Below are 26,417 nucleotides of genomic sequence, written 5' to 3' on the forward strand. Positions count from 1 at the left end.
ATCTTGTTGATGTGCTTGTATTGCCAGATGAATCAGAAACAACATATGAAACAGAATAAGATCCTAAAGTGTTTGTGTTCACATTGTTAATTGTATTTATTTCATCTGTTAAATCACCATCTACATTATCTAAAGCAGTTGCTCCTGCATCTACATATGAACTTCCATGCTCTACTGATATTGGATTATCTCCTAAAATCGTAATGACCGGATGTGTGTTATCTAAAACTGCAAAAACAACAACAACATCACTCTCATTGTTATTTGCATCTCTTGCCTGTACATACAAATAATACATTCCATTACCACTGGATTGCGCAGTAGATGTAGTAGAAGAATATTCTTCATCACTAAAAACAAATGAATCAGATGTTGTAGTGTGATATCTATATGTCGCATCTTCGTCATCGCTAGACCAGTTCCATATTTTTATTTTTCTTGGTGTTGAATCATCTGATAATCCACTAATAACTGGCGGTGTTAAATCATCCGAATAGACCAAGTTAAGTGATTCTAATTTTACATCCTGCGTTCCATCTGAATGAAAAAACGATCTAAATACAAAATTTCCACCTCCAAATGAAAACAGTTCTATATTAGAAGCAATTTCACCTGCCGTATTTGTCTTTATATAATCAGGGTTATTATAATTTTCCCAAGAATCTCCATTATACCAATACCAATTTAAACCACCATCTTTAGATATTTGATATTTTATTTCTCCCCCATTTTCTAAAGATTCCTCTATAAAGTCAAAAATATTAACAAATTCAACAGCATTATCAGACTTTAATTCAATATGTGGATTATCGGTATAAAAACGTTTTTCTTCTGCACCAAGAGATATAGATGGCGTAGTAGTTGCATATTGTCTTACAAAAACATAATCAATTTCTCTATTGCCACCCCAATTACTAGTAGTATAAGCACCTTGGGATAAAAGTAAATATTTTTCATTATCAAGGTATGCTGTATCATTTGAAGAAACAATGAGGTTGTCACCAACATACCATTGCAAATTTCCCGAACCTGAATATATATATCTATTCTTCAACCATTGATTTACTGGATGAATAGGCGTACCAGAAGAACTAGCTAATGCATTTGTATTAGCTGTTATATTCACCATCTTATAAACTCTGGCTTTACTAGACACACTATTTACATCATCTGCATTCCACATATACCCAGCTCCAAGAGTGGTGTGATACCATGGTGAACTTGATGAAAGTGTTGGATACTCTCTTGATCTTATCACAACCTCTCCTTTTCTTGCTTCATAAAAACCCTCTTCAGATGCAACATAACTTCCAATAGAGGTATCCCAATATCTCTCATTTGATATTCTCTGTCTTAATTCAATTATTATATTATTTGTAAATTTTTTTGTTGTTCTTATATTTGCACTCGATACTGTATTTGGTTGACCAGATAATATAATACCATCTGAAGTTGTTGCTATAGTCGCACTTTGAGAACCTTTTTTGTAATCTATCCATTTTTTTGTATTATCAGAGTCCATTGAATCTAAAAATGCTGTCATATTTCTCTCAGTATATCCAGTGTGCCAACTATTATCATTTCCTTTTGCACTATACCAAACCCTGAACATATCAGAATTATCATTATATAAAAAAGTAGCTCTATAAATAGCTCTAGAATCCCAAGAAGAAGTTGGGTATGTATTTATAGCTTTTTTATTATAAACTTCCCAAGTTATACCATCATCACTCTGTGCAAAAAATAATGCAGCACCATCGTCGTTAGATTGACCAACTGGAAAAGCAGAATAAAGCATATAATATTTTTGTTTTTCTGGAATATATTTTATATCTATATGCCAAATCACATACCCTGGCTGAGACAATGAGACAGATATAGGTTGGGACCAGTTAGAAATCCCATTATCGGAAACTATATATTTAACAAGTGTATTTGTGGCACTTGAACCACCTCCTAAAGAATCTACATACCACATAAAAAATTGATTTTCTATTTTTAATACTGCTGGAGACAAAATACCACCCTCTGCACCATTTAAAACATTTTCCTCCTCTGACCAATTAATTCCATTAGAAGAAACCCTTCTCTTGATTTTATCTGTGGCAGGACTTCCACTATATTCCCTATAATAAATAATTAATTCATTGGAATTCCCATCATAAATCATGTCTGTATCAGAATCATACCCGCTTGGTTGATTATCTATTGGATTTGTAAGACCATTTGGAACAGTCCAAGAAGCACCGTCATTTGATACAACTATTGATGGATTTTCTTTTGTCTGATCACTATTTGGATAAGGATTCATAGCCATCCAATATTTATAACCATTCCATGGTGTGTCAAAATATACAATATCTGGATGAATAGCTTGTCCTGAATCATCATATGTTGGAATAGTTTGATATGTTTCTGCATTTGAAAGTGCTTGAGATTCATAAGTTATTCTTGATGTAAAATCATTATCAAAAAACAAAAATGTATCATCTCCATTAGAGTTTGCCACAGCACTAGGATTACCATAATACATATAAATAGTTTTATAAGGATTTGGAATATTTGGAATTTCGACCCAAATAGTACTAGTTGACACACCAGTATTATCAAGATTCTCTATCCAATAGTCTAAAGCTGTTGTGCCATCACTATCTGTAAAAATTATATCAGACAACGTAGTGGAGGTTTTTGAAAAATCAAAATTTATATTACTCAAATCTACTCTAATTTGATAATTTGTGAGAGTTAATTCGCTGTTTGTAATTATTATTGGTTTTCTATATTTCCAATCTCTATTATACCAATCTGACTTTATTTTTAATTGTACAGCACCAGATGAAAACTCTATTTTTTCCGAATCAAAATTATAGTCGGATGAATTATCAAATGTCCAAACAGATGTTTCTGCATTAACAGAAAAAAAGAAAATAGAAAGCAAAAAGAAAACAATTAAAAGTTTTATATTTTTTGTGGATTTATACATTTTTATTCAATTTTATATTAAATATGACTATATTTATAATAACAAAAAAATATAAAAAATAACACCCTAGATAGATAAAAATCTAACAAATATTAGAATTAAAATAAAAAAATAGAGTCAATATATAACTCTATCCTTTATAAATAACTTTTATCTTACTCTATATCACTTCCAATAGTATAATCACCAAACAATTCATCTGGTAGATCATAAACTAGTTTGTTCCAATTAACACCATATAACTCTATTGCTTTTTCTTCGGTCTTTATCCATCGTATAGTACCATTACTTCCTACTAAATATACTTTAGCTACTGTTGGTATTTTAAATAATATACCAGCATTGTATGGAACATTCTTTCCTAGTGTATAAATAGCTAGTTCTTCTTTTGTTATAATTTCAACAAATGAAAAGTCATTTTCAAAATATGAATTCCATACATCTTGATTTGGATATGCATGTCTAACATTATTAGTATCTACAAAGTATACTGTTTTGCTATCGCTTGTTTTTACCCACTTACCAGTAATCCAAAATAAATTTTTATCACTATTATTTTCATTATTATCAACTTCATCTATATTATCATCATTATTAACATCTATATCATTCCATTTATCATATAATGATCCTGTTGATGGTCTTACCAAAACATTTACTACTCTTGTAGATGTACTGGTATTCCCTGCAATGTCAGAAACTTCATATATAACTGAATACGTTCCTATTGTATTAATATCTACATTACTTGTTGTTTCTATATTTTCTGTTATATCTCCATCTATATCATCTAATGCCGTAGCCCCTGGATCATAATAGCTATCTCCTTTATACACTGATATTGGATTAGAATCTAATATTGTAATAACTGGAGGTATAATATCTGAATCCTCTGAATCCGATGAACCATATTTCATTACTGTGGCATTACCATCAAATTCTTGTTCATAACCATTATCCCAATAATATGCATAAGCCACATATAAAACATTGTCATAAGTAGCAATAGATGTATAATAAGCCACTCCATTAGAAAAATTAGCACCACCCACATTTACCCATTCATCTGTTGTGCTTGCATATTTCATAACTGTAGCTCCTTCATTATTTGGATCATCTGAATATGCGACATATGGAATATTATTACTATCAAAATCAAGAGATGTATACCATGCCTCCCCATCGGAAAATCCAGTTCCAGTAGTTCCTACTTCTTCCCATGCTAAACCATTATATTTCATAACCATAGCTTTATAAGAATCGCCTGCATCTGAATAAACTACATATGGAACATTATTATTAATAACAAGAGAAATATCATATACATCAGAAAAAATAGGTCTCACACCTATTCCACTAGAAAATCCAACATCACCAACAATCTCCCAACCAGAGCCACCTAAACCAGTATATTTCATTACTGTAATTTTATCACTATTAATATTATCTCTATATGCAACATATGGAATATTATCATCATCTATAGCAAGTGATGTATAATCCACCCTTCCATCCGAAAAATTAACACTACCGACATTTACCCATAAACCTGTTGAAGTGGAATATTTCATGACTGTAGCTCCTCTACTATTTTCTACATCTGAATACGCAACATATGGAATATTATCATTATCTATAGCAAGTGATGTGTATCCAGCCTCTCCACCGGAAAATCCACTTCCAGAAGTACCCAATTCCTCCCAAATTAAACCATTATATTTCATAACCATCGCACTATATCCACTATTTTCATCTAAATATGCAACATATGGATTACCAAAACTATCAATAGCAATAGATATATCATATGCTCCTGCAGTAGAAAATTCTGGATTTCCTACATCTACCCAAGACGAACCATTATATTTCATAACTGAAGCACCATAATAACCACTCCAATCTACTCCACTATCAGAATATGCTATATACGGAGTACCTGTAGCGTCAATAGTAAAAGAAATATCAAATGCTTCCCCGGGAGAAAATCTCTCATTACCTACATTTTCCCAAACTGATTCTGCAAAAGATATATTTATATTTATTACAAACAAAAATATAAATATAAACAAAAATTTATTTAATTTTTTCATATAATAATTATTATTATTTAATATTTAAAAACAAATATATTATAACATAAATTATAACAAGAAAAAATTATTGAATAATTTGTCAACAAGACAAATCAGATGTTATAATACGAAATATTATAAATAAATCAATATTATGATAAATAAAAAAGACAATGACCTTTTTGAAATTATAAATCAAGAACTTGAAAGACAACAAGATGGCCTTGAAATGATCGCATCTGAGAATTATGTTTCAGAAAATGTACTTCACGCTATGGGCTCAATTCTCACAAACAAATATTCAGAAGGCTACCCAGGAAAAAGATATTATGGTGGAAATGAATTTATAGATGAAATAGAAAATCTAGGACGAGATTATGCAAAAAGAATATTTCAAGTTGACCATGCAAATTTGCAACCATACTCTGGCTCCCCTGCAAATCAAGCAGTATATTTTGCACTATGTGAGCCTCACGACAAAGTAATGGGAATGAATTTGCTCTATGGTGGACACCTTACTCATGGTTGGAAAGTAAATTTTAGTGGAATGTTTTATGATGCTATTCAATACACAACAGATAAAAATGGATTTCTTGATTACAATGCCATAGAAAATATGATAAAAAAAGAAAAGCCAAAATTGGTTTTTGTAGGAGCAACTGCATACTCACGAATTATAGATTTTGAAAAATTGGCAGAAATAACACACAAAGAAAATGCATTTTTGGTTGCTGACATTGCACATATTGCAGGACTTATTGCTGGTGGAGTTCATCCAAGTCCAGCAGGATTTGCTGATGTCATAACAACTACAACGCACAAAACGCTTCGTGGCCCAAGAGGCGCTATGATAATGTGCGATGGAGACCCATCAAATCCTACAAAAAAACCAGAACCAGCAATTGGTTGGCGCGAATCAAAACAAAATATTCCAACATATATTGATAGAGCTGTATTTCCAGGGCTTCAAGGTGGCCCACACAATCAAACAACTGCTGGTATTACACAGGCTTTGTTTGAAGCTCAAAAACCAGAGTTCAAAGAATACGCAGAGCAAATTGTAAAAAATGCAAAAACTTTAGCTGAAGAACTTACAAATGCAGGACTAAAAATTATAACTGGTGGAACTGATAATCACTTATTACTAATAGATGTAACTCCATTTGGAATAAGTGGTGCTGAAGCAGAAAAATCATTAGAATTAGCTGGAATTACTGTAAACAAAAATACAATTCCATTTGATACGCGAGGTCCATTTGATCCATCAGGAATAAGAATTGGAACACCAGCATTAACAAGTCGCGAAATGAAAGAATCTGAAATGATTCAAATATCTGAGATGATAACGAAAATCCTAAAAAATTATAATAATAAAGAAATTATAAAAAAAGTCAAAAGTGAAATAAAAAATTTGTGTGATAAATTTCCAATTTATAAAAACATAAAATACTAGCTTGTTAAAATTTGTCCCGACTAAAAATGGAAGTCATTTCGACCGAAGTGGAGAAATCTCGAAATTGTATTTAATTAAATAACTTCAAGACCTCTCCACTCTCCCGTCATACGGGATCGGTCGAGGTGACAACAAAATACGAAAAAACTATGAACGAATTAGAATTAAAAAACAACAAAATAATAGATGGTGTAGAAATTGCAGACAAAATAAAGCACTCTGTAAGACGTGAGATTATTGAGCGTGATTTAATACCAGGTCTTGCAATAATTTTGGTCGGAAAAGATAGTGCTTCTCATCTTTATGTATCAAAAAAAGAAAAAGCATGTGCTGAAGTAGGAATTGTTTTTAATAAATATTTATTTAAAGAAAGGGACAATGAACAAAATATTATAGATACAATAAATTTTTTAAACAATGACGAAGAAGTTGATGCAATAATAGTTCAACTTCCACTTCCAAAAAAATTCGATACACAAAAAATTATTAATTCAATAAATCCTAAAAAAGATGTAGATGGATTTCACCCAGAAAATATAAATAAATTTATTAATAATGAAACTTTTATAGAACCAGTAATGACAAAAACCATAAAAGAAGTACTAAATTACACAAATGAAAAATTAAAAGGAAAATATGCTGTAATACTTGGAAATAGTCATGAATTCATAAAACCAATAGAAAAAATGTTATCTAATTTAGAAATAAAAACATCTCATACCCACACATCAGAAAATAATTGGCAAGAAAAAACAAAAACTGCTGATATTTTAATAACAGCAGTTGGTGAAGCATTTTTGATAAAAAAAGAAATGATAAAAGATGACGTAGTAATAATCGATGTAGGTATTAATAAAGTTGGAAATACTACTGTTGGCGATGTGGATTATACTGATGTGTTTCCAAAATGTAAATTTATAACTCCAGTTCCAGGTGGAATAGGACCAATTACAATAGCGTATTTATTAAAAAATACACTTGAACTTCATAAAAAATTTATCTCAAACCAAGCTCATAAATAATTGTTTCTATTCTTTGCAAATTTCTCTTTGCATCATCAAATTTACATCTTAATTTTCCAGTCATATAAAACTTCAACATAAAACCAACTATTTCTTTTGCAATTTCTCTATATTTTTTTATTAAATCTATATCTCTGAGATGTGCTTTTAATATACATTGTCTTACAAGTTCTCCACCAAGATCACACAATCCACCAATATATTCTTCTGGTCCAAATTTTAAATCTTTATCAATAGATATTTTTTTGTCTTGTAAAGCTAATAGGAAAAATTGTGCTTCTAAAAATTCTTCAACAGATGCTTTGTAAGATCCTTCGGATTCCAATCTACTACTTTTGTTATATTTTTTATTAAGTTCTATTAATTGTTTTTTTGCTTCATTTAATTTTACTTCTGCTTCTTTTATTTTTCCTTCATGAGCGAGAAATATAACACTTTTACTTTTTGATAAAACATCTGAAGAAATTCTGTTTATAAATCCTCTTTCTTTTTGATAAAGCAATAAATCTTTATCAATTTTTTCTAATAATTTTTTGTCAATCATAAATGCTTATTAATATTTTAATAAAATTATAATAACATATAAAATATAATTTTACGAACAAAGTTATAGGCATTGAAATTGTTATAAATATTCTATATAATCAAATCAATTATTATATTAATCAATCCAGCGAATCGAGCTAAGCTCGAAGAAACGAGATCCCGCAACAATTATAAACTATATAGAGGCGGGATTAATCCATTATTCAATCAAACAATTATACTATTAAACTATTAATATATGTCATTTTCTATAGGAATTGTGGGCCTACCAAATGTTGGAAAATCAACACTTTTTAAGGCACTTACGAAAAAACAGGTAGATGCTTCAAATTATCCATTTTGTACCATAGAACCAAATGTAGGAGTTGTTGCCGTGCCTGATGAAAGATTGGATAAATTATCAGAATTAAACAATTCACAAAAAACAATTTATACTACAATAGAATTTGTTGATATCGCAGGACTTGTAAAGGGTGCAAGTAAGGGAGAAGGACTTGGAAATAAATTCTTGGCAAATATCAGAGAAGTTGATGCAATACTTCAAGTTGTGAGACGTTTCAAAGACGAAAATGTAATTCATGTTCATGGAGAGGTAAATCCGGTAAGTGATAGAGAAGTTATAAATATGGAACTTATTTTTGCAGATTTGGAAATATTAAACAAAGTATTAGACAAAACAAATTCTCAAATAAAAGGACCTCATGACAAATCTTTGGATAAATACAAAGAACTCCTTGAAAAAATAAAAACACAATTAGAATCAAATAAATTAATATTTGAATTGGGACTTTCTGATGAAGAAAAATTTTCTATCAAAAGTTTGAATTTTTTGACGCTCAAACCGATGCTTTATGTATACAATGTTGATGAAGATGAAGTAAATGATATTGTAAATGATGGAATAATAATTTGTGCAAAAATAGAATCAGAATTAGCGGAATTAAGTGATGATGATGCAAAAGAATATATGGAAAGTCTTGGAATGCAAGAGACTGGACTTAATAAATTAATAAAAGAAGCATACAAAACTCTAAACCTTATAACATACTTAACAAGTGGACCAGAAGAATCACGTGCTTGGACAATTGAGACTGGTACAAAAGCACCTCAAGCTGCAGGAAAAATTCATACTGATTTTGAAGATGGATTTATAAGAGCTGAAATAATAAACTGGCAAGACTTGCTCGACGCTGGCGGAGAAGTAAAAGCAAAAGAAAAAGGACTTGTAAGATTAGAAGGTAAAGATTATATATTTAAAGATGGAGATGTAACAGTTTTTAGATTTGCCAACTAAAAAATACTAATATACAAATTTATACTAATAATACTAATGTTATTTGCATAATTGGTATGTCACTAGTATTGTGCTTATTCATATCTAAAAAACATAGCATCACCAAATGAGTAAAATCTATACTCATTTTTTATTGCCTCTTTATACAACTTATCAACAAACTTTTTTCCAGCAAGTGCTGAGATAAGCATGAGTAATGTGCTTTTTGGTAAATGAAAATTTGTTATTAAATTATTTACAAATTTGAATTTATATCCAGGATATATAAAAATATTTATCCAATTTTTTTGTGGAATCAATTCTCCCCTATCATTACTAAATGCTTCAAGCACACGAAGTGCAGTAGTTCCCACAACAACAATTTTTTTATTTTGTTTCTTTGCTTTGTTTAAAAATTTTGCAGTACCCTTATCCAAAATTCCAAATTCACTATGTATTTTGTGATCTTCTATTCTATCCGTCTTTACTGGCTCAAAAGTTCCAAGTCCAACATGAAGAGTAACATACTTAAAAATAATTCCTTTTTTCTTTAATTTGTTCATCAGTTCTTTTGTAAAATGAAAACCTGCAGTCGGCGCTGCAACAGAGCCTTTTACTCTCGCATAAACTGTTTGATATTCTTTTTTTAATTTTGTTTCACTATCTGGATTTTTTATATATGGTGGAATTGGAACATGACCAAACTTGTTTATAAAATCATTTAATTCTTTTCCTTTTTTATTAAATTTTATTTTCCATACATAACCTTCTTCTTGTTCTACTAAATTACAAAATACCTCTTTGTTAAAATTAATTTTCAAACCATTTTTTGAACAACCTCCAATTATTGCACTCCAAACTCCTCTAGAAATCTCACGAAGTAAAAATACTTCCATTTTTCCTCCGCTTTCTTTAGTTCCAAACAATCTCGCAGGAAAAACTTTTGTATTATTAAAAACCAAAATATCACCACATTCCAAAATATCATAAATATCTTTAAAAATATGATGTTCAAATTTTTTACTCTTATAATTTGAAATTAATAATCTTGAAGAATCCCGTGGCGAAGCAGGGCAATTAGCAATTAAATTTTTTGGTAAATTGTAATTGAATTCTGAAAGTTTCATATTATTTTCTTTATCCCGCCTTGGCGGGATTGATTGAAAACTCGCACCCGCAATATTGTTGTCTATAAAATTTATTTTCTTTTGAAATTTCACATGATTTTTGAAATCCCCCATCTTTTTTCCAATCAGCTTGTAAATATTCAACACCTATTTGTTTTGAAATTTCATTACCGACAAGATTTATAATTTCACTACTTTTATGTGGACTAATTGATAAAGTTGTTGTAAAAATATCAAAACCATTATCTTTTGCATATTTTGCAGTTTCTTCCAAACGATATTTATAACAAACAAGACATCTCCTACCTCGCTCTGGTTCATTTTCTAAGCCCTCTATTTTTTTTAACCAAATATTATGGTCAATTTTATTTTCTATAAATTCAATTTCTAAATTTTTGGCATATCTTTGTGATTCATTTTTTCTAATTTCATATTCGCTTTCAGGACATATATTTGGATTAAAATAAAAAAGATTTACATCATAATCTTTTTGTAATTGTTGTATAACATATGCTGAACATGGCGCACAACAGACATGTAGTAATAGTTTCATATGAATCAATTTTTAATTATATTTTTTCTCTTTTTCCAATTAATCATAAATAAAATTCCTATTAAAAAAGCTGGGCCTGAAATAGATAGTATCCAAAAAATTTGATATGACTCAATTCCGCCTTTTAATAACATTACAATATAAAATAATCCTGCAAGTATAAAAACAATTCCTCCAACAATTTCGTATTTCCAAGAAATAGTTAAAACACCTATCAAAAATAAAGCGGGAATATTGTGAATAAAAAATCCAATCAGTATTTGCCAAAAGTTTGATTGACCATCAAAAACATCTAGAGAAAACATCATCAAAAATAATATAAATATTATTGACAATATTCTTGGTGTCCAATATAAAAATTTATTGACTTTCGACATTTTAATTATAATAATTTTTTAGAGTCACTCGACCGTAGTGGAGAGGTCTCGAAATTATTTAATTAAATACAATTTCGAGGTTTTTCGACTTCATCCCGCTCAGCGGAACTTCACTCGAAACAATAAAAAATTTTATTAATTAACCAAGTCTACTCATTATCATTTGAAATTCAACATCTGTTGCTTCATCGCCTTTTAGACATTCATTATCTTTATTTTTCCAATAAGGCAATAAATTCATATTTTTTCTAACAGCACGCTCTGCAAGAGACCTATCTAAATCAGAAAATGTTGCAAGAAAAAAATTTACACCACCGTCATATATTTCTTCACAGGTTTTAATGCTTTTATCTTCATTTATGCAGTACTTACAAAAAATTTCATCTCCATTTTCTATTCCAATATCTTCAATATTTTCTAGTGGCATTCCACATGCAATACAAATTTTCATATTTTTTTATTATATTGTTAATTTAAAATAAATATTCTTTTCCTAAATCAACTTCTTGTTGACTTATATATCTTTGATATTCTGGATTATATATCTTTATAATGATAAATTTTCCTGAGGTAGTTTTAGTCTCAGAGTTTATTGTTTGCTCAATTATTAAACAATGCCCCCAATACAACCATTTTCCGTCAATATTGTGAACAAGAAAGACTCTATTAGGTGAGGTGTGAAACAGTCTTATCCCTTGCTTATCATGAAAATAAAAAACTTTATTTTTAAATTGTTTTGCGTCAAGCGGATTTTTTAAATGTTCTTCCAAATTTAATTCTTTTGGAAAGCCCTGTTCAGTTGTTATTTGCAATGTATCATTCAACTCTATATAACTTCCCATAATATTTAAATTAATTTATTATTATTTTCATTATATTCTCTTCCAATATGTTTGTATCCTGACTCTGTTACAATTCTTCCGCGCGGAGTTCTTGCTAAAAATCCTATCCGCATCAAATATGGCTCATATATTTCTCCAATAGTTCCAATTTCTTCTCCTACTGCTGCGGAAATTGTAGAAAGTCCTACTGGACCACCATGAAATTTATCTATAATTGTCTCAAGTATTCTTCTATCTATATAATCAAGTCCATGGCTATCTACATCTATCATAGAAAGTGCTTCTTTTGCATAGTCACCGGTTATAATTCCATTTCCTTTTACTTGTGCATAATCTCGAACTCTTTTCAATAATCTATTTGCAATACGAGGTGTAAGTCGTGATCGCTCTGCTATTACATTCGATCCACTTTCATCTATATCAATATTCAATTTTTTTGCATTATTTTTTAAAATTATATTTATATCTTCTGGTTTATAATAATCCAATCGAAAAACAAGTCCAAATCTATCTCGAAATGGAGCTGAGAGTAAATCATATCTCGTGGTAGCTCCTATTATGGTAAATTTTTGTAAATCAAGTCGCAAGGTTCTAGCGCTTGGTCCTTTGCCAATTACAATATCAAGTGCATATTCTTCCATAGCAGGATAAAGTATTTCTTCAATGACTTTATTCAATCTATGTATTTCATCTATAAAAAGTACATCCCCTTCTTCTAGGTTTGTAAGTATCGCAGCCAAATCACCTGATTTTTCTATTGCTGGGCCTGAAGTAATTTTTATATTAGCATCCATCTCACGAGCTATAATATATGAAAGAGTTGTTTTTCCAAGTCCTGGTGGTCCATATAATAAAACATGCTCAATCGGTTCTTTTCTTTGTTTTGCTGCTTGAATAGAAATATCAAGATTTTTCTTTATATTTTCCTGACCAATATACTCAGAAAAATTTTTTGGACGCAAGGCAATTTCCAAAGTCTTATCCTCTTCTCTTTCATTTGAGCTCAAAATTTGTGATTCTTCATTTATCATAAAATAAGTTAAAAGTTATAATGTTTAAAGTTATAAGACAAAAAAGCTATAAAATTTTTCAAATTTCAAACTTTCAACTTTTTACTTTATAACTTAATACTATAATCCTATAATAAAAACAAAAAATAAACAATTGACAAAAAGATGAGTATTAAATGCTCATCTTCTTTTTTTATAAATATTATATATTTACTATTTTTTAACCCTTGAATATCTTATAAAGCCAGAACAAGGAATTATTTCAATATCTTTTTTCTCTAATTCATCACAAAACAAATTCATACCAATTGAATCTGATGACATATGTCCAGCTATTACAATATTCAAGTGTGCTTTCTCAGCTTCTTTTCTATGTTCTTCTCCCATATGCATTCCTACTATTGTTCCTATTCCTGCATTTGCTATTTTTTCATAATAATCTTTTGAACCACTTGTGCCACCCGTAATTTCTGTAACAGCAATTTTTCCAAGATATCTATCAGGAGATCCTACAAATAATTTTGGTCCTACTTTTGTTTTTATTGCCTCACGATATTCTGGAATTTCTTTTAATAATTTCAATAAATCCTCTACTCTTTCTAATTTCTTTTCATTTTTCTTAATCAAATTATCTAAAAAAGTAGCAACCATATTATCTGCTGGTGTATGAATATTCATAAGTTCAATATTTAGAAGCTTTGCAGCATCTACAACTTTGTTGTGATTTATAGGATTTATACCACGACTTACTTCGTTCATACGAAGTTTTGTAATATCTTCTGCTATATTTATTGGAATTCCATATTTATGCAAAAGTTCAATTTGCAAATCCATTACATCTCCAAGACCCGCAAGAGCAACGCCTAATGGATGATGACCTATCACAAGATCTATTTTTTTGTCTTTTGATAATTCATGTGCCAATAAAATTTCAGAAGTATCAATATCAATTCCTACCATTACTCTACTAACTTTTTTATTTAATCCATTTGTAAGAACTCTTGAGTCAGCATATGGATTTGTAAGTATTTCTTTATCAAATTCTAATTTTTCTTCTTTGTCTAATTTATTATATTTTTCATTTTTATATTTCAATTTGTTTGCCACAAAACTAGAACCTCTTAAATCATTTTTAATACCTAGACTTATGGCTAAATCATATACTTGTTTTATTGTCGTCATATATTTCTTCAAGCTGAGCTCGATTTATTTGTTAAACCACTGTAACTGATGCTACTATATCATCATTTTTTTTGAATCTCATAAGTCTTACACCTTGAGTATCTCTTCCTATTACTGGAATATTTTTTACAGTCAATCTTATTACCTGAGCACCAATTGATATTATTATTATATCTTTTTCTTTTATTTCTTTGTTTGTAAAAAATGCTGATACTATTTTTCCTGTTTTGGTAGTAATTTTTGCAGTTTTTACACCAGAACCACCTCTTCCCTGAATTTTGTAAGATTTTAAAGTAGTTCTTTTTCCAAAACCATTTGCCATCACAACACATAATTCATCACTACTACTTGATCCATCCAAAATAATTATCATTCCAACTACTTCATCATTCTTTTTGAGTCTTATACCTCTTACACCAGATGCAGATCTTCCCATAGATCTAATATCCTTTTCTTTCATTCTTATTGACTGACCATTTGATGTGATAAGCATTATATCATCTTTTCCGCTTGTTGGTTTGACCCATCTTAAAAGATCATCATCTTTTAATTTTATAGAGATAAGTCCTGATCTTCTCATATTTGAAAATTTATCAATTTCTGTTTTCTTAATAAGTCCATTCTTTGTAACAAACATCAAATATTTAAAATTACTCATCTCATCATTTGGAAGTATAGTATTTACTTTTTCTTCAGGAGCAAGTTGTAAAAAATTTACAATATTTTGACCTTTTGCTTGACGAGTTGCAACAGGTATTTCATATGCTTTCAATTGAAATGCTCTACCACGACTAGTAAAAAACAATAAATCTGAATGTGTAGTACAAGAGAATAACCTTTCTATAATATCTTCTTCTCGTGTTGAAGATCCTATAACTCCTTTACCACCTCTATTTTGAGTGTGAAAATTATCAATACTCATCCTCTTTATATAACCATCTTTTGTCATTATTACGACTATATCTTCTTTTGGAATAAGATCTTCACTTGATATTTGGTCTACCTCACCCTTTATAATTCTAGTTCTTCTCTCATCGCCAAATTTGTCTTTCATTTCTTGAAGCTCATCTTTTATAATCTTCAAAACCTTCTTTGGATCACCAAGTATTGCAGTAAGTTCTTTTATAATTCTCATTTTTTCTTCTAGCTCTTTTTCTAATTTTATTTTTTCAAGATTTGCAAGTTGTTGCAATCTCATTTCTAATATTGCTACTGCTTGTCTATCTGAAAGTTTGAACTGCTTTATCAAATTTATTTTTGCAACATCTTTATCTTTTGATTGTTTGATGGTCTTTATAATTGCATCAATATGCTCTAATGCCATTACCAAACCTTCTAATATATGAGCTCTATCTTTTGCTTTATTCAAATCAAATGTAACTCTTCTCACTACAACATTTTGTCTATGTTTTATAAATTCTTCTAAAATACTTTTTAGACCCATTAGTTTTGGTTGAATTCCATTTATAAGAGCAACCATATTAAAATGAAATTTTTCTTGCAATTGGGTATGCTTATACAATGCATTCAAAACTTTCTTTGGATAAGACGCATCTTTCAATTCAATGACTATTCGAACACCTTCTTTGTTTGATTCATCTCTTAAATCACTTATACCTTGAACTTTTTTATCTTTTACCAAAGATGCTATTTTTTCTATCAAAACAGATTTATTAACCTGATATGGTATCTCATTTACTATTATTCTAAAGCCTCTCTTTGTCTCCTGTATATCTGTTTTAGCCCTTACTACTATTCCACCTCTTCCTGTTGTATAAGCTGCTCTTAATTCTTTTATATCATATGCAATACCACCAGTTGGAAAATCTGGTCCTTTTATAAATTCCATAAGACCATCTGTATCTGTATCTGGATTATCTATAAGAGCACAAATAGCATCTACTAACTCTCCTAAATTATGTGGTGGAATATTCGTAGCCATACCAACTGCAATTCCCATAGAACCATTTAAGAGTAAATTTGGTAATTTTGCTGGAAGCACTATTGGCTCTTTCTGAGAACCATCATAGTTTGGCATGAAATCAACTGTTTCTTTTTCTATATCATAAAGCATTTCTTCTGCTGTCTTGTGAAGTTTTGCCTCAGTATAACGCATAGCAGCAGCACCATCTCCATCCATAGAACCAAAATTTCCCTGACCATTTACAAGTGGGTAACGAAGTGAAAAATCTTGAGCCATTCGGACCAATGAATCATAAACAGCTGTATCTCCATGTGGATGATATTTACCAAGCACTTCTCCGACTACGGTTGCGGATTTTCTAAATTTACCACTTGATCTAAGACCCAATTTCCACATCGCATAAAGAATTCTACGATGTACTGGTTTCAATCCATCACGAACATCTGGAAGAGCACGAGCTACAATTACACTCATAGCATAATCAAGATATGATGCTTCCATTTCTTCAACAAGTGGTTGATTTATTATATTTTTTTCATTTGGAGTTCTCTCTGCATATTTTTGAATTTCTTCATTTCCATTATTTGATCCATTTAAAAAGTTATCTGATTTTTCATCATTTTCCAAATCTTCTTCATTATTATCCTCATCTTCTAAAATTGAATTTGACCCAGTAGGAACAATCACAGCTTCTTCATCTTTTTTGGTAGCATCAAGTATATTTTTTTGTAAATCTTTTATTTCTTCTTCTATAAGTTTTTCTTTTGTTTCTGCTTTTGCAATTTTCTTAATCTTTGATTCTAATTTTTTAACAATTTTAACAGGCTTCAATATTTCTTTTTTTTGAAGTTTTGGGGATACTTTTTTAGGGATTATTACTTTCTTAATTTCTTTCTTTTTTGAAGCTGTTTTTACTACTTTTTTAACAGGAACAGATTTCTTAACATGACTATCCTTAGAAACTTTAATAGGTGCTTTTTTACTTACTTTTTTAATACTCCAAGCCATATATTTATATTGATATTTACTAATTAAAATAAAGAAAAATGACTACCTTTAGTCATTTCTATTTTACCTCATTTTGAGTCAAAAATCAACCCGAATTAGACACCAAATATACTATAGACCGGAGACGTAAATTGACATTTTTTGATGTTGTGATAAGGTTTTTTTAAAGAAAAATTAAGCTAAGGAGGCTTAAAATGGAAAACATACAAACACGAGAAGATATCGTAACCACCATTCTCCGAGAAAAAAACCCTGAGGAGAAAGTTTTTGTTCTAAAGAAAGAACAAGGTTATATAGTAATTTTTTGCGAAAAAATGAAAGCATACCCAATTAGTCAACTGCTTTCTTCTACGGTCGGAACAAATCCAACTCAAATAATATCTCCTCGCTACTTCGGATGTGAATTACAAGGTATTACAAAGGGAATAGCTTGGGGTTGGAAAAATGATGAGGAAAAAATTGTCATCTATGACTGGTCATGGACACTTGAGCCAGAAAAAAATGAATTTACCTACATGAGAGGACACAAGTATTGTGGGGTTCCAGATACTTTAGTAGAGGAATTCCCGACGACATAAAGATAAAAACAATTATAAAGCCAGGACTAAATCTCCTGGCTTTGACATTTTAAAAAATATATTAATACTAATTTTTTCTAATATAAAATTTTTATCCCGTCCACGGCATGCCGCCATGAAGTGCGGATGACGAGATTATTTTAAAACCTTTTCTAGAATATTTATCATTTCTTCCTTAGAATAATATTCTATATTTATACTACCCTTTCCACGCTTATCATTTATCTTTACTTTTGTATCTAAATAATTTCTAAGATTCTCTTCAATAGACAAAATATTCGGATCTTTTTGCAATGTTCTACTGTGACTTTTTACAACAGTCTTGTGTAGCTCATCACTTGTATCTTTTACATTCAAATTATCTGATAAAATTTTTTTCAAAAGTTCTTTTTGCTTATTCTCATCTTCTAGTGACAAAAGTAATTTTGCATGTCCAAAACTTATTCTTTCATCTTTTAGATATTTTCTCACAGAATCAGGCAAATTTCTAAGTCTCAAAATATTTGCAATAGTAGACCTATTTTTTCCAAGCTTTTTAGCTATTTCCTCTTGAGTGAGATTAAATTCTTTCATAAGTCTATAACACGCCTCTGATTCTTCTAATAAATTTAGATTTTGTCTTTGTATATTTTCTATAATAGCGAGCTCTAATTTTTTTGTACCAGTTATATTCATTACTATTACAGGTACTTTGAAAAGATTAAGCATTTTTGCAGCCTTAAGCCTTCTTTCACCAGCTACAAGCTCATAACCATCTATACCATCTTGAGTAACAATAAGTGGTTGTATAATTCCATGCTCTCTTACAGAATTCATAAGATCTTCTAATTTATCCTCATCAAAATCTGTTCTAGGTTGCCATGGATTAGCTTTTATTTTATCAACTTCTATTTGAAAAATTTTTTCTGTTGATGTTGGATTTTCTTTTATTTCAAAAACTTCATGATTCACATCACTCATATCAGTATTTATTTTTTTTGGTATTAGTGAACTAAGTCCTCTACCTAATCCATACTTATTCGTCATAGTTCATATTATTTAATATAAATAAAATTAATCTTTAGTTTTAAATAAATTATAAGATTCCAATACTTCTCTCGCCAATCTCTCATAAGCTTTTGCACCAGGAGATCTCAAATCATAATCCAAAATACTTTTACCGTGGGATGGTGCTTCAGCTAGTCTAACATTTCTAGGAATAACAGTTCTAAAAATTCTATTTGGAAAATATTTATATAATTCATTAAAAACCCCCTCACTAAGTTTATTTCTTTTGTCATACATTGTAAGAACAGCTCCTAAAATATTCAATTTTGGATTAAGATTTTCTTGAATCAAACCTATTGTATTTAACAACTGCCCAAGACCTTCAAGTGCATAATATTCTGATTGTACTGGAATAAGTACATCTGTTGCTGCGGATAATGCATTTATAGTAAGAAGCCCCAAAGATGGCGGACAATCAATAAGTACAAAATCATAATATTCTTTTATATCTTTTAGATTATTTAACAATTGAAACTCTCTTTCATCTATTGACACCAAATCTACGCTAGCTCCTGCAAGATCTGGGCTAGCTGGAGCAAGATGAAGTCCTTCAAGTCCAGTAGATAATATAACATGTTTCATAGTAATTGGACCCGGAATAAGTACTTCATACATACTTGCCTCTAATTCCTTATAATTTATACCAAGCCCTGATGAAGCATTTCCTTGTGAGTCTATATCTATTACAAGTACTTTTTTACCAAAATACGTTAAATATGCTGCCAAATTAATAGTAGTTGTAGTTTTTCCAACTCCACCTTTTTGATTCACTATAGCTATTACTTCAGACATATTATAAATGTTTATTTATATATATTATATCAAACTAATAAGAAATAAAAAAACATATTTAAAAATATATAATAATTTCTAATAAATAAAATAACTATTAAATAATATTACCCGCTCTTAGCATTTCTTAACTAATTCAATAATCTCTTCAAATGATGAAGTTTGATAATCTGCTCCATCAACTTTATCTTTAGAATAAATAATAATTTTCATACCTGCAGCTTTGGCTGCCAACATATCACTTTCCAAATCTCCTATATATACACATTGTTCTGGTTTGATTCCTAATTTTCCAGCTGCTTTTAAAAGTGGATCTGGATAAGGTTTATGTCTAACAGTATCACAAAATGATATAGCTACTTTGAAATACTTTTCCAATTTAGCTAATTGAGGAATGCTATAAATACTTTCTTTTACTCTACTTGTGGCCAAACCCAAAAGATAATTTTTATTCAATTCTTCTAAAACTAATTCAACATTTTCTGGAATTTTTAAAAGTTCCATTGGATAAAGAGAACCCCTATCTCTACCTGCTTCCCAAATTTTATTTATTTCCTCTTCGTCAGTAGAATTCGTAAAATATTTTACAACATCAAGCATTGAAAGATGAAATGTTTCTTTAAAATTTTCTCTAGTTGGTGGTTTATAATTAAACTCTGTCATCAAATTTTGAAAAAACTTTAAATTCGCTTCAAAAGAGTCCAACAAAACCCCATCAATATCAAAAATTACTGCTTTTATATTATTATTTTTCATATTACAAGATTATTCATAATATTTTAATAATAACATTTTTTAAAACAAAAAAATATCTATTAATAGATATTTATGTATGTGCCCGACTTTGCCAATGCTACGTCGGACTATTCTTCTTTCTTCTTCGAAGAGTCGAATGGCTGTGCCATTCGAAATCCGCCTTTGGCGAATGAAGAATGGTAGCAGGGGTGGGAATTGAACCCACGACCTCGGGCTTATGAGTCCCGCGCTCTAACCAACTGAGCTACCCTGCCATAGTTTTATTATAAATTACAAATTTTAATTTTCAAACTAATTGAATACTTATAACATCTGCGAAGTTGGTGTAACCAACTGCCTGTCCTCCGTAGTCTCACTGAACGGGACGAGGGGGAAGCTACCCTGCCAAAAATATATATAAATTTTAAACCATTTTACAAAAAAAATAAATAATCTCTATTTATTTTACAAACCCTGAAAAATAATTAAATAGGTTTTTGGTAGCGGGGGGGGGATTTGAACCCCCGACCTCCAGGTTATGGGCCTGGCGAGCTGCCAAACTGCTCTACCCCGCGATAATATAATAAAGATACTGAACAAATTACATATTGTCAAGCTTACATAATTGGTACCGAAGGAGGGACTCGAACCCTCACCCTGAAACAGGACACGATTTTGAGTCGTGCGCGTCTACCAGTTCCGCCACTTCGGCATAAAAATATCTCCAAAAATCTACTTTTAAAATCGTGATAATATTTTAATTGAAATATAAGCTTAAGTCAATCAAAAGACACCCAAAAAATAAAGTGATATAATATAAACATGTTTTTATCAGTACATGCAACAGTGGCTATAACAAGTATAAATTATACACAAAATCCTATACTTCTTTTTTTAATTAACTTTTTTCTTCATTATTTACTAGATGCTATCCCGCATGGTGATGGAGATAATATAAAAGGATTCAAAAATCCAATAATAAATTTGGCAATCCTATCTTTTTTGGATTTATTTTTCGTCTTAATTATTTTATATTTTTCACACAACAATCTTAAATATAATTACAATACTTTAATTCCTGCAATAATCGGAGCTATACTACCAGACTATCTATGGGGATTATATAAAATCACAAATCTAAAAATCCTAAAATGGGCAAATGATATAAATGAATTATCACATAAAATAATAAAATACAAACCGCACTATTTGATAGAATACGGTTTGCAATTTATACCTATAATAATTTGCTATATAATTCTAAAATACTAAAAATTTTACTTTAATATAGCCCCAACTGGACATGCTTCAATAATTTCTTCTTGTTCCATGCCTTCACATTTTTCACATGAACATTCTGCTTTGCCATCTATGTCTATTTTAAAACAATCTGGACACAAACTTACACAGGTTCCACATGATATACATTTTTCTTTATCTACGTGCATAATATTTTATTTTATTAATTAATTTACTATCCTCTTATAACTAAATAAACAATATAACCAACATACAAAAATACTAAACTAGCTCCTTGCCATCTTTGAATGACATTTTTCTTTCCAACAAACATATAAATAAATACCAATATCGTGATAAATGTACCAAATAATACATCCACATTCAACACAGAATTAAACAATACTGGCCTTATAATAGCACTAAGTCCCAAAACCCAAAGTATATTAAAAATATTTGAACCAATCACATTTCCTATTGCAATATCTGAATTTTTTTTGAGAGCTGCTACAACTGAAGTAGCAAGTTCTGGTAGAGACGTTCCAATAGAAACTATAGTAAGAGCAATAAGCGATTCTGAGACTCCCCAATACATAGCAATATTAGTAGCACTCCTTACAACAAAATCACCACCAAGTGTAAGGGCAAATATTCCTCCAATTATGAAAAGTATTGATTTTAATGTAGAAAGCTTTTCTACATTTTCAGATTCTCCCTCAGTCTTAGATATACTAAATGTATAATATAAAAATACAATAAAAAATAAAATCATTATTATTCCATCTATTCTTGTTACAAAATTAGCTACTCCTTTATCTATTATTACATCATTTACTAAAACATCTAATACTAAAAAGGCCAACAAAGCAAATGGTATTTCTATTCGAACAGTCCCCTTTTTTACAACAAGTGGATATATCATAGCTGATATTCCAAGAATAAGTAATATATTAGCTATATTTGAACCAACAACATTTCCCATAACTATCTCACCACTACCTCTTATACTTGCCATTACATTTACTATAAGCTCTGGTGCCGATGTACCAAAGGCAACTATTGTAAGTCCTATTACAATATTTGATATGCCAAACTTTTTTGCCACAGAAGATGCACCTCTTACTAAATAATCAGCTCCTTTTATTAATATCACAAATCCTACAAGCAATAATAAAAATTGCAAAATGATCATATTTTTTACTTAATTTAATTATAAAAATATTATACCATATAAAAAAAATTAATTCTTGCCTATAACTATACACCAAATCTTGTTGGCACCATTGGTTTTTAGAAGCTTTGCTATTTCTGAAACAGTAGATCCTGTTGTATAAATATCATCTATTATTATAAAATTTTTATTTTGAATAAAATCTTTATTCAATAAACAAAAAGAATTTTTTATATTATCTATCCTCTGCTCTTTGTTTAATTTCGCTTGTTGTTTTGTATTTTTTACTCTTATAATTAAATCATCTTTTAAAACATAATCAAATCTTTTACAAAAATTATCAGCTATTAAATAAGACTGATTAAAACATCTTTCTATTAATCTTTTTTTATGAAGTGGTACTGGAATAATAATAGGATTTAAAATTTTGTTTGTTGTTTGTAAAAAATAAGAAATCATCAAAAGTGATAAATACCTTGATAAATCTTCTATATATTGATATTTGTATAAATGAATTACGCGCTGGAGCAATCTATTATGAAAAGAACAACAAACATGAACTTCATCTACATAATCAGTTGAAAAATAATTAGCACTGTTTATTTGTATAGTTTCAAAACATTTATCACAAATCAAAAAATTAGGAAATCCGCATCCAACACATTCAATTGGAAACAAAATATCTAATATTTTTTTGAACATATTTTTTGATAAAAAAATAAAAAGGCCTTATAAGACCCTTTTATATAAAAATAATATACAAAATACTAAATTTTTGCAATAGAGATTTTTTTGTTTTTAATACTAATCTTTATATTATTACCACTTCTAATTTTATCTGCCAACATATCATTTGCTATACCACTTTCAATATTATTTTGAATAAATTTACTAATATTTCTAGCACCTACATTTGAATTAAATGAGTTTTCGGCAATAAACTTGTAAACTTTATTATCTACACTTACTTTTATCCTTTTTTCATTCAATCTATCTACTAATTCAGATAATTTTAATTTTGCTATTTCTATAGTTGTTCTTATATCCAAATTTTTAAATACCAAAATTTTATCTATCCGATTCAAAAATTCTGGCCTAAAATAATCTGACAAAGAATTAACCGTCTTCTCTTCCAAATCAACATACTCTTCTTCAATAATTTCTTTTTTATCCTTATTTTTTACATCAAAACCAATTGATGCATATTTATTAAATTGTTCATTTCCTATATTTGAGGTCATTATTATAATTGTATTTTTGAAATTTATTACTCTACCACTTGCATCTGTAATATATCCATCTTCAAGTATTGTCAGTAAAAGATTAAAAATATCTGGATGAGCTTTTTCTATTTCATCAAAAAGAACTATTGAGTATGGTCTTAGTCTAATTCTGTCAGTAAATTTGTTTGAATCTTTGTATCCTACATATCCAGCTGGTGCACCAATAAGTTTTGAAGCGTCAAATCTTTCTGAAAACTCAGACATATCAATTCTTACCAAAGATTTTTCGTCATTATAAATTTCTTTTGCAAGTACTTTTGCTAGCTCTGTTTTTCCAACTCCTGATGGACCCAAAAATATAAATGAAGCAATAGGTTTGTTTGGATGTGAAAGACCAGCCTTTGATCTTCTTATATAATTTGAGACTTCTTTTACAATATCATTTTGACCTATTATATGATTTTGTATTTTTTGTTCCAAATTTACTAATTTTCTTTTTTCTGATTTTAATAAATCTTCTATTGGAACGCCTGAAATTTTGGAGACTATTTCTGCGACATCTTTTTCTGTAATTTCTCCCAAGTATTTCATTGGTTTAGAAATTTTGTCATTCATTTTCTTTAATTCCAAAATTATTTTATCTTCGTTTTCTTTGAATAACATTGCTTTTTCAAAATCATTTTCATCTATATATTGTTCTTTTTTATTTGAAGCAATGTGAAGACTATTTTTTAATTCAGATATTTTTTTGATAGAAGTATTTTTGGAATTTCTTACTTTTAATTTTGAAGCTGCTTCATCGATAATGTCTATGGCCTTGTCTGGCAAAAATTTGTCTGGCATATATCTCTGACTTAATTCCACTGCAGATTTTATAGCATCATCTGAAATTTTTACCAAATGATATTTTTCATAATTTTCTCTCAAACCTTTTAGAATTTCTTCTGTTTCTTTTGCAAGCGGCTCATCTACCAAAATAGCTTGAAATCTTCTTTCAAAAGCAGGATCTGATTCTATATATTTTTTGTACTCAGTTACAGTAGTAGCCCCTATTACTTTCAAGTCTCCTTTTGCAAGCTCTGGCTTCAGTAAATTTGCAGCGTCAAGCTGTCCTCCACTTGCTCCAGCGCCAACAAGAGTATGTATTTCATCTATAAACAAAATTATATCATCATCCTTTTTTGCATCATCAATAATTTTCTTTAATCTTTTTTCAAATTCACCTCTGTACATAGTACCCGCTATTACGGCTCCCAAATCAAGAGTTATTATTCTCTTGTTATGAAGTACTTGAGGAACATCTCCTTCAAAGATTTTCTTTGCAAGTCCTTCTACAATTGCAGTTTTGCCAACACCTGGCTCTCCAAGAAGCACTGGATTATTTTTTGTTCTACGACATAAAATATTTATAAGTCTATCTATTTCTTTTTTTCTGCCTATAACTGGATCCAATTTTTTTTGCATTTCTTCTGAAGTAAGATCTATCGTAAATTGTTGTTGATTACTTTGTTCACTAACCATTCCTTGACCCATAAGCATTTTTTCCAAAGCCTCTATATCACTTATATTTCCTTCTAATATATCTGTAAATTTATTTGTACCTATTAAAACATTATCTATATTTTTTATAATATCATTTTTGTTTATTTTTTTATCACTTAAGAAAGTATCAAGCTCTTTTATATTACTTTTAAAAATAGCGGCCAAAAGATGTTCTGTGCCAATATAGGAGTGTTTGTTTTGATAAGCTATTTTTACAGATTGTTCTATTATATCTTGGCACTGCTGTGAAAATATAGGAATATTAATTTTGTTTTTTGAACCAACATTTTTCTCACTCAAATCAGATCTTTTCAAAACTTCTTTTTTTAAATCTTCAGAAATTATTTTGTGATCTTTTAACACATTAAATGCTATAGAACCTTTTTCATTCGATAGGCAATACAAAACCTCCCAAAAATCTATTTCTTTTTTGTTTAGTGTTCCAGCCAAATCCTGAGCTTTTACAAGAACAGTTTTTAGTCTTTTTGAAAATTTTCCGAATATATTTGTAATATCTTCCATATTTTAATTATAACATTAAATTTCATTGAAATTCTATTTTAGAATATAAATCGTGTTATGTAAAGATTGTGTACAGTTAACACTAATAGGTAACACTTGGTATACTTAGGGGTAACACTGTTAACTAATAAACAAATATATGCCTTTAAAACCAAGTTATCCAAAAGAAAAGCGAGTTTTATGGTATTTAGGAGTA

At 29.4% G+C, this 26,417-nt stretch carries 23 protein-coding genes and 3 tRNA genes; 5 read left to right on the forward strand and 21 right to left on the reverse strand.

Features of this window, described 5'->3' with window-relative positions; genetic code table 11:
• Positions 1 to 2,983: DUF2341 domain-containing protein (locus PHZ07_04240; GenBank protein ID MDD3284777.1), on the reverse strand; the 2,983-nt coding region annotated here is incomplete at its 3' end.
• Between the two features lie 155 nt (positions 2,984 to 3,138).
• Positions 3,139 to 5,073 carry a DUF5011 domain-containing protein gene (locus PHZ07_04245; GenBank protein ID MDD3284778.1) on the reverse strand — a complete coding sequence of 645 codons (1,935 nt, stop codon included), beginning with the start codon at positions 5,071 to 5,073 and terminating at the stop codon, positions 3,139 to 3,141.
• A 136-nt stretch (positions 5,074 to 5,209) separates the two neighbouring features.
• On the opposite strand from PHZ07_04245, the gene PHZ07_04250 reads away from it, so the two are divergent.
• Both PHZ07_04250 and PHZ07_04255 read left to right on the forward strand, forming a co-directional pair.
• The gene (locus PHZ07_04250; protein ID MDD3284779.1) at positions 5,210 to 6,508 is read left to right on the forward strand and encodes a serine hydroxymethyltransferase; all 1,299 of its coding nucleotides are present in this window, start codon (positions 5,210 to 5,212) and stop codon (positions 6,506 to 6,508) included.
• A 149-nt stretch (positions 6,509 to 6,657) separates the two neighbouring features.
• Positions 6,658 to 7,530, forward strand: a complete 873-nt coding sequence (locus PHZ07_04255; GenBank protein MDD3284780.1) for a tetrahydrofolate dehydrogenase/cyclohydrolase catalytic domain-containing protein — start codon at positions 6,658 to 6,660, stop codon at positions 7,528 to 7,530.
• Here PHZ07_04255 and PHZ07_04260 read toward each other — a convergent pair.
• The gene (locus PHZ07_04260; protein ID MDD3284781.1) at positions 7,505 to 8,074 is read right to left on the reverse strand and encodes a hypothetical protein; all 570 of its coding nucleotides are present in this window, start codon (positions 8,072 to 8,074) and stop codon (positions 7,505 to 7,507) included. The two genes, PHZ07_04255 and PHZ07_04260, sit on opposite strands and share 26 nt — an antisense overlap.
• A gap of 240 nt (positions 8,075 to 8,314) precedes the next feature.
• Here PHZ07_04260 and ychF point away from each other — a divergent pair, with 240 nt between their 5' ends.
• Positions 8,315 to 9,370: a redox-regulated ATPase YchF gene (gene ychF / locus PHZ07_04265; protein MDD3284782.1), complete on the forward strand. Its 1,056-nt coding sequence runs from the start codon at positions 8,315 to 8,317 to the stop codon at positions 9,368 to 9,370.
• A gap of 74 nt (positions 9,371 to 9,444) precedes the next feature.
• Here the strand turns inward: ychF and queA are convergent, their stop codons facing one another.
• The 8 genes from queA to gyrA form a co-directional block, all read right to left on the reverse strand.
• On the reverse strand, positions 9,445 to 10,476 hold the full coding sequence (gene queA, locus PHZ07_04270; GenBank protein MDD3284783.1) for a tRNA preQ1(34) S-adenosylmethionine ribosyltransferase-isomerase QueA: 1,032 nt from the start codon (positions 10,474 to 10,476) through the stop codon (positions 9,445 to 9,447).
• A 10-nt stretch (positions 10,477 to 10,486) separates the two neighbouring features.
• Positions 10,487 to 11,029 (reverse strand): epoxyqueuosine reductase QueH, encoded by a 543-nt coding sequence (locus PHZ07_04275; protein MDD3284784.1) that lies wholly within the window; start codon positions 11,027 to 11,029, stop codon positions 10,487 to 10,489.
• Between the two features lie 5 nt (positions 11,030 to 11,034).
• Positions 11,035 to 11,406 carry a hypothetical protein gene (locus PHZ07_04280; GenBank protein MDD3284785.1) on the reverse strand — a complete coding sequence of 124 codons (372 nt, stop codon included), beginning with the start codon at positions 11,404 to 11,406 and terminating at the stop codon, positions 11,035 to 11,037.
• Between the two features lie 139 nt (positions 11,407 to 11,545).
• A complete protein-coding gene (locus PHZ07_04285) occupies positions 11,546 to 11,857 on the reverse strand; it encodes a zinc ribbon domain-containing protein (GenBank protein ID MDD3284786.1) in 312 nt (103 codons plus the stop codon).
• A gap of 22 nt (positions 11,858 to 11,879) precedes the next feature.
• A complete protein-coding gene (locus PHZ07_04290) occupies positions 11,880 to 12,248 on the reverse strand; it encodes a hypothetical protein (GenBank protein ID MDD3284787.1) in 369 nt (122 codons plus the stop codon).
• A 5-nt stretch (positions 12,249 to 12,253) separates the two neighbouring features.
• A complete protein-coding gene (ruvB, locus tag PHZ07_04295; GenBank protein MDD3284788.1) occupies positions 12,254 to 13,279 on the reverse strand; it encodes a Holliday junction branch migration DNA helicase RuvB in 1,026 nt (341 codons plus the stop codon).
• Between the two features lie 192 nt (positions 13,280 to 13,471).
• On the reverse strand, positions 13,472 to 14,440 hold the full coding sequence (locus PHZ07_04300; protein MDD3284789.1) for an NGG1p interacting factor NIF3: 969 nt from the start codon (positions 14,438 to 14,440) through the stop codon (positions 13,472 to 13,474).
• Positions 14,441 to 14,471: 31 nt separating this feature from the next.
• Complete coding sequence (gene gyrA, locus PHZ07_04305; GenBank protein ID MDD3284790.1) at positions 14,472 to 17,372, reverse strand: DNA gyrase subunit A; 2,901 nt, start codon at positions 17,370 to 17,372, stop codon at positions 14,472 to 14,474.
• A gap of 194 nt (positions 17,373 to 17,566) precedes the next feature.
• Between gyrA and PHZ07_04310 the strand changes: the two genes are divergently transcribed.
• The gene (locus PHZ07_04310) at positions 17,567 to 17,950 is read left to right on the forward strand and encodes a hypothetical protein (protein MDD3284791.1); all 384 of its coding nucleotides are present in this window, start codon (positions 17,567 to 17,569) and stop codon (positions 17,948 to 17,950) included.
• Positions 17,951 to 18,085: 135 nt separating this feature from the next.
• Here the strand turns inward: PHZ07_04310 and PHZ07_04315 are convergent, their stop codons facing one another.
• The 6 genes from PHZ07_04315 to PHZ07_04340 all read right to left on the reverse strand — a co-directional run bounded on the left by PHZ07_04315 (position 18,086) and on the right by PHZ07_04340 (position 21,236).
• Positions 18,086 to 18,976, reverse strand: a complete 891-nt coding sequence (locus PHZ07_04315) for a ParB/RepB/Spo0J family partition protein (protein MDD3284792.1) — start codon at positions 18,974 to 18,976, stop codon at positions 18,086 to 18,088.
• 27 nt (positions 18,977 to 19,003) lie between these two features.
• Positions 19,004 to 19,789 carry a ParA family protein gene (locus tag PHZ07_04320; GenBank protein ID MDD3284793.1) on the reverse strand — a complete coding sequence of 262 codons (786 nt, stop codon included), beginning with the start codon at positions 19,787 to 19,789 and terminating at the stop codon, positions 19,004 to 19,006.
• 117 nt (positions 19,790 to 19,906) lie between these two features.
• Positions 19,907 to 20,545: an HAD family hydrolase gene (locus PHZ07_04325; protein MDD3284794.1), complete on the reverse strand. Its 639-nt coding sequence runs from the start codon at positions 20,543 to 20,545 to the stop codon at positions 19,907 to 19,909.
• Between the two features lie 177 nt (positions 20,546 to 20,722).
• Positions 20,723 to 20,799, reverse strand: a tRNA-Met gene (locus PHZ07_04330).
• 223 nt (positions 20,800 to 21,022) lie between these two features.
• A tRNA-Met gene (locus tag PHZ07_04335) sits at positions 21,023 to 21,099 on the reverse strand.
• A 51-nt stretch (positions 21,100 to 21,150) separates the two neighbouring features.
• A tRNA-Leu gene (locus PHZ07_04340) sits at positions 21,151 to 21,236 on the reverse strand.
• A gap of 110 nt (positions 21,237 to 21,346) precedes the next feature.
• Between PHZ07_04340 and PHZ07_04345 the strand changes: the two genes are divergently transcribed.
• Positions 21,347 to 21,796: a hypothetical protein gene (locus tag PHZ07_04345; GenBank protein ID MDD3284795.1), complete on the forward strand. Its 450-nt coding sequence runs from the start codon at positions 21,347 to 21,349 to the stop codon at positions 21,794 to 21,796.
• 5 nt (positions 21,797 to 21,801) lie between these two features.
• On the opposite strand, the gene PHZ07_04350 is transcribed toward PHZ07_04345, so the two are convergent.
• The 4 genes from PHZ07_04350 to PHZ07_04365 form a co-directional block, all read right to left on the reverse strand.
• Positions 21,802 to 21,972 (reverse strand): ferredoxin, encoded by a 171-nt coding sequence (locus PHZ07_04350; protein MDD3284796.1) that lies wholly within the window; start codon positions 21,970 to 21,972, stop codon positions 21,802 to 21,804.
• Between the two features lie 26 nt (positions 21,973 to 21,998).
• On the reverse strand, positions 21,999 to 22,955 hold the full coding sequence (locus PHZ07_04355) for a calcium/sodium antiporter (GenBank protein ID MDD3284797.1): 957 nt from the start codon (positions 22,953 to 22,955) through the stop codon (positions 21,999 to 22,001).
• 48 nt (positions 22,956 to 23,003) lie between these two features.
• Entirely contained in the window at positions 23,004 to 23,636 is a 633-nt protein-coding gene (locus tag PHZ07_04360) for a phosphoribosyltransferase family protein (protein ID MDD3284798.1), read from the reverse strand.
• A 65-nt stretch (positions 23,637 to 23,701) separates the two neighbouring features.
• Positions 23,702 to 26,221: an ATP-dependent Clp protease ATP-binding subunit gene (locus PHZ07_04365; GenBank protein MDD3284799.1), complete on the reverse strand. Its 2,520-nt coding sequence runs from the start codon at positions 26,219 to 26,221 to the stop codon at positions 23,702 to 23,704.
• Positions 26,222 to 26,417 lie beyond the last annotated feature (196 nt).

Source organism: Patescibacteria group bacterium (assembly GCA_028692545.1).
Classification (GTDB): Bacteria; Patescibacteriota; Patescibacteriia; order UBA1558; family S5-K13; genus STD2-204.

Coding starts and splice junctions, on each gene's coding strand:
- ruvB (MDD3284788.1), bottom strand. CDS start 13,279: ATGATAAATGAAGAATCACAAATTTTGAGCTCAAATGAAAGAGAAGAG.
- PHZ07_04325 (MDD3284794.1), bottom strand. CDS start 20,545: ATGAAAAATAATAATATAAAAGCAGTAATTTTTGATATTGATGGGGTT.
- PHZ07_04280 (MDD3284785.1), bottom strand. CDS start 11,406: ATGTCGAAAGTCAATAAATTTTTATATTGGACACCAAGAATATTGTCA.
- PHZ07_04315 (MDD3284792.1), bottom strand. CDS start 18,976: ATGACGAATAAGTATGGATTAGGTAGAGGACTTAGTTCACTAATACCA.
- PHZ07_04310 (MDD3284791.1), top strand. CDS start 17,567: ATGGAAAACATACAAACACGAGAAGATATCGTAACCACCATTCTCCGA.
- ychF (MDD3284782.1), top strand. CDS start 8,315: ATGTCATTTTCTATAGGAATTGTGGGCCTACCAAATGTTGGAAAATCA.
- gyrA (MDD3284790.1), bottom strand. CDS start 17,372: ATGGCTTGGAGTATTAAAAAAGTAAGTAAAAAAGCACCTATTAAAGTT.
- PHZ07_04260 (MDD3284781.1), bottom strand. CDS start 8,074: ATGATTGACAAAAAATTATTAGAAAAAATTGATAAAGATTTATTGCTT.
- PHZ07_04250 (MDD3284779.1), top strand. CDS start 5,210: ATGATAAATAAAAAAGACAATGACCTTTTTGAAATTATAAATCAAGAA.
- PHZ07_04290 (MDD3284787.1), bottom strand. CDS start 12,248: ATGGGAAGTTATATAGAGTTGAATGATACATTGCAAATAACAACTGAA.
- PHZ07_04320 (MDD3284793.1), bottom strand. CDS start 19,789: ATGTCTGAAGTAATAGCTATAGTGAATCAAAAAGGTGGAGTTGGAAAA.
- PHZ07_04300 (MDD3284789.1), bottom strand. CDS start 14,440: ATGACGACAATAAAACAAGTATATGATTTAGCCATAAGTCTAGGTATT.
- PHZ07_04255 (MDD3284780.1), top strand. CDS start 6,658: ATGAACGAATTAGAATTAAAAAACAACAAAATAATAGATGGTGTAGAA.
- PHZ07_04365 (MDD3284799.1), bottom strand. CDS start 26,221: ATGGAAGATATTACAAATATATTCGGAAAATTTTCAAAAAGACTAAAA.
- PHZ07_04245 (MDD3284778.1), bottom strand. CDS start 5,073: ATGAAAAAATTAAATAAATTTTTGTTTATATTTATATTTTTGTTTGTA.
- queA (MDD3284783.1), bottom strand. CDS start 10,476: ATGAAACTTTCAGAATTCAATTACAATTTACCAAAAAATTTAATTGCT.
- PHZ07_04345 (MDD3284795.1), top strand. CDS start 21,347: ATGTTTTTATCAGTACATGCAACAGTGGCTATAACAAGTATAAATTAT.
- PHZ07_04360 (MDD3284798.1), bottom strand. CDS start 23,636: ATGTTCAAAAAAATATTAGATATTTTGTTTCCAATTGAATGTGTTGGA.
- PHZ07_04275 (MDD3284784.1), bottom strand. CDS start 11,029: ATGAAACTATTACTACATGTCTGTTGTGCGCCATGTTCAGCATATGTT.
- PHZ07_04350 (MDD3284796.1), bottom strand. CDS start 21,972: ATGCACGTAGATAAAGAAAAATGTATATCATGTGGAACCTGTGTAAGT.
- PHZ07_04355 (MDD3284797.1), bottom strand. CDS start 22,955: ATGATCATTTTGCAATTTTTATTATTGCTTGTAGGATTTGTGATATTA.
- PHZ07_04285 (MDD3284786.1), bottom strand. CDS start 11,857: ATGAAAATTTGTATTGCATGTGGAATGCCACTAGAAAATATTGAAGAT.